7 protein-coding genes and 1 pseudogene are annotated in these 7083 nt (G+C 74.3%); 7 read left to right on the forward strand and 1 reads right to left on the reverse strand.

The genetic code is table 11. The annotated features are described in order from the left end of the window. A pseudogene (locus ICW40_RS03620) lies at positions 1 to 808 on the forward strand (hypothetical protein); the annotation flags it as partial. Positions 809 to 840: 32 nt separating this feature from the next. Here ICW40_RS03620 and ICW40_RS03625 read toward each other — a convergent pair. After that, a complete protein-coding gene (locus ICW40_RS03625) occupies positions 841 to 1227 on the reverse strand; it encodes a phage holin family protein (RefSeq protein WP_221652477.1) in 387 nt (128 codons plus the stop codon). 128 nt (positions 1228 to 1355) lie between these two features. Between ICW40_RS03625 and hisC the strand changes: the two genes are divergently transcribed. The 6 genes from hisC to ICW40_RS03655 form a co-directional block, all read left to right on the forward strand. Beyond that, positions 1356 to 2429, forward strand: a complete 1074-nt coding sequence (gene hisC / locus ICW40_RS03630) for a histidinol-phosphate transaminase (protein WP_221652473.1) — start codon at positions 1356 to 1358, stop codon at positions 2427 to 2429. Between the two features lie 454 nt (positions 2430 to 2883). After that, entirely contained in the window at positions 2884 to 3648 is a 765-nt protein-coding gene (locus ICW40_RS03635; RefSeq protein WP_221652474.1) for a cysteine hydrolase, read from the forward strand. Beyond that, complete coding sequence (locus ICW40_RS03640) at positions 3648 to 4316, forward strand: AmiS/UreI family transporter (RefSeq protein ID WP_221652475.1); 669 nt, start codon at positions 3648 to 3650, stop codon at positions 4314 to 4316. The genes ICW40_RS03635 and ICW40_RS03640 overlap by 1 nt, the downstream gene beginning before the upstream one ends. Positions 4317 to 4600: 284 nt before the next feature. Continuing rightward, entirely contained in the window at positions 4601 to 5701 is a 1101-nt protein-coding gene (gene pdhA, locus ICW40_RS03645) for a pyruvate dehydrogenase (acetyl-transferring) E1 component subunit alpha (protein WP_221652478.1), read from the forward strand. Then, positions 5698 to 6705, forward strand: coding sequence for an alpha-ketoacid dehydrogenase subunit beta (locus ICW40_RS03650; protein ID WP_221652476.1), 1008 nt, complete (start codon positions 5698 to 5700; stop codon positions 6703 to 6705). The genes pdhA and ICW40_RS03650 overlap by 4 nt, the downstream gene beginning before the upstream one ends. Positions 6706 to 6733: 28 nt before the next feature. Beyond that, positions 6734 to 7083 (forward strand): biotin/lipoyl-containing protein (locus ICW40_RS03655; protein ID WP_308121606.1); only part of this gene is annotated, 350 nt, incomplete at its 3' end.

The following is a 7083-nucleotide window of genomic DNA, read 5'->3' on the forward strand; positions in this document are numbered from 1 at the left end:
GCCGGTCGTCCGGTCGGCCGCCCCGCGCGGCCCGGACGCCGAGGCGCCCGCGCCGTCGTCGGCCGCCGACCTGCTGCGCCAGGTGCATGCGCTCTACCCGCACCCGGACGACGCCCCCGGCCTCGGCACGGGCGGGATCCCGGGCACCGTCGGCGTCCAGGAGCTCGAGCGCCCGGACGGCGGGCGCAGCTGGGTCGTCGCCATCCCGGGCACCGAGGACTGGTCGCCGGTCACGGGCGCGAACCCGTTCGACCTCACGTCCAACTTCGACCTGGTCGCCGGGTCGTCGAGCGACTCGCTGCGGACCGCGGTCGAGGCGATGACCCAGGCCGGGATCGCGCCCGGCGAGCCCGTGGTGCTCGCGGGTCACAGCCAGGGCGGCATCGTGGCGGCCACCATCGCGGCCGACCCGGAGCTCGCGGCCCGCTTCGCGGTCGCGGCCGTCGTGACCGCGGGTGCGCCCGTCGGCTCGATCGAGCTCCCTCCCGGCGTCGCGGCCCTGCACCTCGAGCACGCGCCCGACTACGTGTGGACGCTCGACGGCGCACCGAATCCCGTGACGACGGACCGCACGTCGGTGCACGTCGACCTCGCGCGGTCACCCGATCCGGCCGACCGGGCCGCCGCGGCCTCGCCCGTCACCGCGCACGGCATCGACACCTACGCGCGGACGGCCGACCGGCTCGGCGACGTCGACCACCCCTCCGTGCAGCGCTTCGACGCCACGCTGCGGGAGCTCCTCGGCGACGGCGGCGGGCCGGTGACGTCCCAGCGCTACGTCGGCGTCCGTGTCCCCGCCGCGCCGTGAGGCCGTGGACCTCGGTGGTCCGGCGCTCGGCCTCAGTCGCGCTTCTTTCCCGACGGGAGCACCACGCTGAGCAGGAAGCTGATGACCGAGATGATGAGCGCGCCGAGCACGGCGGTCCCGAAGTTGTCGATGCGCAGGCCGTAGTCCGTCAGCTCGGACAGCCAGCCGGTCAGCATGAGCATGAGGGCGTTCACCACGAGGGTGAACAGCCCGAGCGTGAGGATGTAGATCGGGAACGAGATCAGCTTGACGATCGGCTTCACCACGGCGTTGACCAGGCCGAACACGAGGCCGACGCCGAGGAGCACCAGGACCGTCGTCGTGGTGTCGTCACCGCCCACCACGTCGAGCCCCGCGAGGACCTGGGTCGCGAGCCAGATGGCGGCGGCGTTGACGATGACGCGTAGCAGGAAGGCCATGGTCAGCATGCTCCCACCGCGGGGCGTCCCGGCGGCAGCCCTCGCACGGGTGGGGCGGGCGGACCGGGGCCAAGGGCGCGAGCGGGGTCGTCCGCTGCTCGGGCACGCCGCGGTGGCATGCTGACCCGGTGACCTCCCCGCTCGCGCCGCGCGCCGTCGTCCGGCGCATCCCCGCCTACGTCCCGGGTGCCCGCGCGGCCGTCGACCAGCGCGCGCACAAGCTCTCGTCGAACGAGAACCCGTTCCCGCCGCTGCCCTCGGTGCGGGACGCGGTCGCCGAGGCGGCGGTCCAGCTCAACCGCTACCCCGATATGTTCGCGACCGAGCTCGGCGAGGCGCTCGCCGCCCGGCACGGCGTCGAGCCGGCCGCCGTCGTCGCGGGCTGCGGCTCGGTCGCCGTCCTCGGCCACGTGCTGCAGGCGTTCTGCGACGCGGGCGACGAGGTCGTGCACGCCTGGCGCTCGTTCGAGGCGTACCCGATCCTCGTCGGTCTCCAGGGTGCCGTCGGGGTCGAGGTGCCGCTGACCGCGGACGGACGCCACGACCTCGGCGCGATGGCCGCGGCCGTCACCGAGCGGACGCGCGCGCTGCTCGTGTGCTCGCCGAACAACCCGACCGGCCCGGCCGTGCGCCACGCCGAGCTCGTCGAGCTGCTCGCCGCGGTCCCCGAGCGCGTGCTGGTCGTGCTCGACGAGGCGTACGTCGAGTTCGTCCGGCACGACGGCGCCGTCGACTCGGCCGCCGTGCTCGCCGCGCACCCGAACGTCGTCGTGCTCCGCACGTTCTCCAAGGCCTACGGGCTCGCGGCGCTGCGCGTCGGCTACGCCGTCGCGCGGCCCGCGATCGCGAGCGCCATCCGGACCGCGTCAACGCCCTTCGGCGTCAACCACCTCGCCCAGGTCGCCGCGCTCGCGTCGCTGCGGGCCGAGGACGAGCTCATGGAGCGCGTGGACGCCGTGGTCGCCGAGCGCGACCGCCTCCTCGCCGGCCTGCGCGCGCAGGGCTGGTCCGTGCCGGACGCCCAGGGCAACTTCGTGTGGCTCCCCGCGGGCCCGCGCACGGTCGACCTCGCGGCCGACGCCGTGAAGCACGGCGTGCTCGTGCGTCCGTTCGCGGGCGAGGGCCTGCGCATCACGGTCGGCGACGCCGAGGCGAACGCCCGCGTGCTCGAGCTCGCCGAGAGCTGGCCGCGCACCGCCTGAGTGGAGCCCGGGTCTCGATGGGCGAGAACCTGCCGGCCGACCCCGCCCGACGGCGAGCCCCACGGGTAGGTTCGGCCGCGTGAGCACCGCACGGGGTACCTGGCCGAGGACGACGTCGTCGTCGCCGACCTGTCGCCCGCACGGGTTGGCCGGCTGTCCCGCGCCCTGTCGCCGAATGCCCCGCTGAGTCCCTGAGGACTCCGGCGCCCGTCCGCTGCACGCACGGGCGCCCTGATCGTCGCCGCGCCGTGCTCGTCCGAGCAGCCGCGGCCACCGCCCACGCGGCCGACCGCCGTCGTGGGCCGTCCGTCCGCGTTGCCGCGCGGCCGGGCACCGGACGACACCGCCGAGCCACCCACGCCGGCGCATCGCGCTGCGCCACCCGCGCAGGTCCGGGTCCCACCTCCGTCACCACCGACCGGGCGCCGCCGTCGTGCGGCGCCGAGGAGACACCATGACCGCGCTCGACACCCGCACCACCACGACCGACCGGATCACCCCGCTCGAGCCCGTGCCGCTCGACCCGGCCACGCTGGGCCACCCCGCGAGCAACGTCGACCTCATCCCGCCGCTGCCCGCGCACTGGGCGGGGCTCGACCTCCGCGAGATCCTCAGCCAGCCGGCGGCCTTCCTGTCCGTCAGCCAGTCCAACTCCCTCTACCGGCCCGGCGGTGTGCAGTACGCGGAGGGCCACGCGTTCCGCGGCAGTCTCCCGGCGACCGTGCGCGCGGTGCACGCGGCGCGACGCGCGCCGAACTTCGTGTCGTTCAGCTGGATCGGCTACTCGGTGTTCCGCCAGGACTACCCGCAGTCCGTCTTCGACCGCGCGCAGTACGACTCGTGGACGGGCGCGATCGACGCGACGCCCGAGCAGGTCGCGTGGGACGACGCGCTCGTCGACGAGCTGCGCGAGCTCGTCGAGCCCGGCGACAACGAGCTGTACGAGAAGGCCCTCCAGACGGCGTTCGTCGGGACGGACCTCCCGCTCGAGCTCGCGCGCAAGCGCGTCGAGGTCGTGGTCATCACCGGCATCCACCTCGACTGGTGCATCGAGGGCAACGCCCGGGCGGCGCGCGACCACGGCCTCCTGCCGATCGTCATCGGCGACGCCACCGGCGCGCAGCGCCCCGACCAGGAGGCGGCCGCGTTCGAGCGGATCACGAACTTCTTCGCGCCGGTCATCTCCGCCGCGACGTTCGAGAGCCTGGTGACCCGCTGATGGGCGACGTCGGCCTGCTCCTCGTCGGCGTCGTGCTGCTCGTCAACGGGCTGTCGACGCTCGGCGTCGTCCCGGCGCGCGGCGCGGCACCGCTCAACTTCTTCGTCGGCACGGCGCAGGTCGTGCTGCCGACCATCGTGCTCGTCCAGCACGGGGCCGAGCCGGGCGTGCTCCAGGCGACCTGGCCGAGCTACCTCTTCGGCATCACGTACCTGTGGTTCGGGTTCCAGACCGTGTACCGGATCGAGCCCCAGGGCTTCGGCTGGTACAGCGCCTTCGTCGCCGCGATCGCGGGCTACTACGCGGTGACGTCGATCGCCGGGGACCCGGTCTTCGCCGTGATCTGGGCGACGTGGGCGGCGATGTGGACGCTGTTCTTCCTGCTCCTCGGCCTCGGCGTGACCCGGGTCGGGACGCTGGACCTCGGCCGCTTCACGGGCTGGTTCCTCGTGCTGCTCGGGATCCCGACCTGCACCGTCCCGGCGCTCCTGCTCATGGACGGCCGCTGGAGCACGGACCCGGTGGCCGGCCTCGCGGCACTCGCACTCCTGGCGCTCGCGACGGCGGCGTCGGCGGCCCTGGCCCGCCGCCCCGCGACGTCGGCCCCGACCTCCCCGACCGCGGCCAACGCGACCCCGACCCCGCAGGAGGCCCCCACCCCCGCCTGACCCTCCACCCCCACGACCCCGCCCACACCCCACGCCGAGGTCGACATCCCCGACCGAGGTCGACATCCGCAGCCATCGACCTCGGCCACGCATGTCGACCTCGGCGGCGGGGGCCGTGCAAGGCGTCGGGGTGGCGCTCGGGGCGCGGGAGTTGGAGAGTCGGCACAAAGGGGGTGCGGACGCTGTTGTCGGCGCTCCACAGGCCGAACCTACGGTTGCGTAGCCTACGCTGACGTAGGTTAGCCAGGCCGTCGCCGGAAGGACCCTGCGTGAACGAGCCCGACATGGTCCAGCTGCTCACCCCGACCGGGGAGCTGCGGGACCATCCCGAGTACAGCCCGCGCATCGCCCATCTCGACCCGGACGCCCTGCGCGGGCTGTACCGGGACATGGTGCTCGTGCGCCGGTTCGACTCCGAGTCGACCGCGCTCCAGCGCCAGGGCGAGCTGGGTCTGTTCCCGCAGTCCCTCGGCCAGGAGGCCGCGCAGGTCGGCTCCGGCCGCGCCCTCGCGCCGCAGGACTACGCCTTCCCGTCCTACCGCGAGCACGGCGTGGCCTGGACGCGCGGCCTCGACATGGCCGACATCCTCAAGCAGTTCCGCGGCGTCGACCACGGCGGCTGGGACACCGAGGCGCACAACTTCCACCTGTACACGCTGGTCATCGGCTCGCACACGCTGCACGCGACGGGCTACGCGATGGGCATCCAGCGCGACGGCGCCGTGGGCACGGGCGACCCGCAGCGCGACGCGGCCGTCGTCACGTACTTCGGCGACGGCGCCACGAGCCAGGGCGACACCAACGAGGCGTTCGTCTTCGCCGCGGTCAACAACGCGCCGCTCGTCCTCTTCTGCCAGAACAACCAGTGGGCGATCTCCGAGTCGACCGACCGCCAGTCGCGCGTGCCGATCGTCGACCGCGGCAAGGGGTTCGGCGTGCCGAGCGTGCGGGTCGACGGCAACGACGTGCTCGCCTGCTACGCCGTGACGGCGGAGGCGCTCGAGCGCGCGCACTCCGGCAACGGCCCGACCTTCATCGAGGCGTACACCTACCGGATGGGCGCCCACACGACGTCGGACGACCCGACGCGCTACCGGTCCTCGGCCGAGGAGGAGGCGTGGCGCCGTCGGGACCCGATCGACCGGCTCCGCCTGCACCTCGAGACCACCGGCGAGCTGCCCGCGGCGTTCCTCGCCGAGCTCGACGCGGAGGCCGAGGCCTTCGGCGAGCGCCTGCGCCGCGACGTCCGCGCGATGGACAAGCCGCCGACGTCGACCATGTTCGAGCACGTCTACGCGGGGGCCCACGCCGTCGTCGAGGCGGAGCGGGCCTGGTTCGAGCAGTACGAGGCATCGTTCGAGGTCGCACCGGAGGTCACGCGATGAGTGCCGTCCCCGCCGTCGAGCGCCTCACGCTCGCCAAGGCCATCAACCTCGGCCTGCGGGCCGCGCTCGAGGAGGACCCCAAGGTCCTGCTCATGGGCGAGGACATCGGGCAGCTCGGCGGCGTCTTCCGCGTCACCGACGGGCTGCAGAAGGACTTCGGCCCCGACCGCGTCGTCGACACCCCGCTCGCCGAGTCGGGCATCGTCGGCACCGCGATCGGCCTCGCGCTGCGCGGCTACCGGCCCGTGTGCGAGATCCAGTTCGACGGCTTCATCTTCCCCGCGTTCGACCAGATCACGACGCAGCTCGCCAAGGTGCGCTACCGCTCGCGCGGCCGCCTGTCGCTGCCCGTCGTCATCCGCGTCCCGTACGGCGGCGGCATCGGCGCCGTCGAGCACCACAGCGAGTCGCCCGAGGTGCTCTTCGCCCACACGGCGGGCCTGCGCGTCGTGACGCCCGCGAGCCCGGCCGACGCGTTCACGATGATCCAGGAGGCGATCGCGTCGCCCGACCCGGTGCTCTTCTTCGAGCCCAAGGGCCGCTACTGGGACAAGGGCGACGTCGACCGCGGCTTCTCCTACGGCACCGCGACGGGCGAGGGCCTCGACCGCGCTCGCATCGCGCGGGCCGGCACGGACGTCACCGTCGTCGCCCACGGGCCGACCGTCGCGACCGCGCTGCGCGCCGCGCAGGCCGCCGCGGCCGACGGCACGAGCATCGAGGTGGTCGACCTGCGCACGCTGTCGCCGCTCGACACCGCGACCGTGGCGGCCTCCGTGCGCCGCACGGGTCGGTGCGTCGTCGTGCACGAGGCGCCCGTCCTCTACGGCACCGGCGCCGAGGTGGCAGCGCGCATCAGCGAGGAGTGCTTCTACCTCCTCGAGGCGCCCGTGCTGCGGGTCGGCGGCTTCCACAGCCCCTACCCCGTCGCGCGGCTCGAGCACGAGTACCTGCCGAGCCTCGACCGCGTCCTCGACGCCGTCGACCGCGTGCTCGCCCACTGAACCGACGCCCCGAGACCAGGAGTCACGCGTGCCCCGGTACGAGCAGTTCCGCCTCCCCGACGCCGGCGAGGGCCTCACCGAGGCCGAGATCGTCGCGTGGCACGTCGCCGTGGGCGACGCCGTCGTGGTGAACCAGCCGATCGTCGAGATCGAGACGGCCAAGTCCCTCGTCGAGCTGCCGTGCCCGTGGGCCGGCGTCGTCACCGCGCTCCTCGCCGAGCCCGGCGAGACGGTCGAGGTCGGCACGCCGATCATCACGGTCGACGTCGACCCGCACGGCGCACCCGACCCCGGTGCGTCCGAGGGCGGCGCGGCGGCGGGCGGCGCGGTCGGCGCGGTCGTGCACACCGCGGCCGAGGACGCGGCGCAGGCGGGCGG

The organism is Actinotalea ferrariae, from assembly GCF_019733465.1.
Lineage (GTDB): Bacteria > Actinomycetota > Actinomycetes > Actinomycetales > Cellulomonadaceae > Actinotalea > Actinotalea ferrariae_A.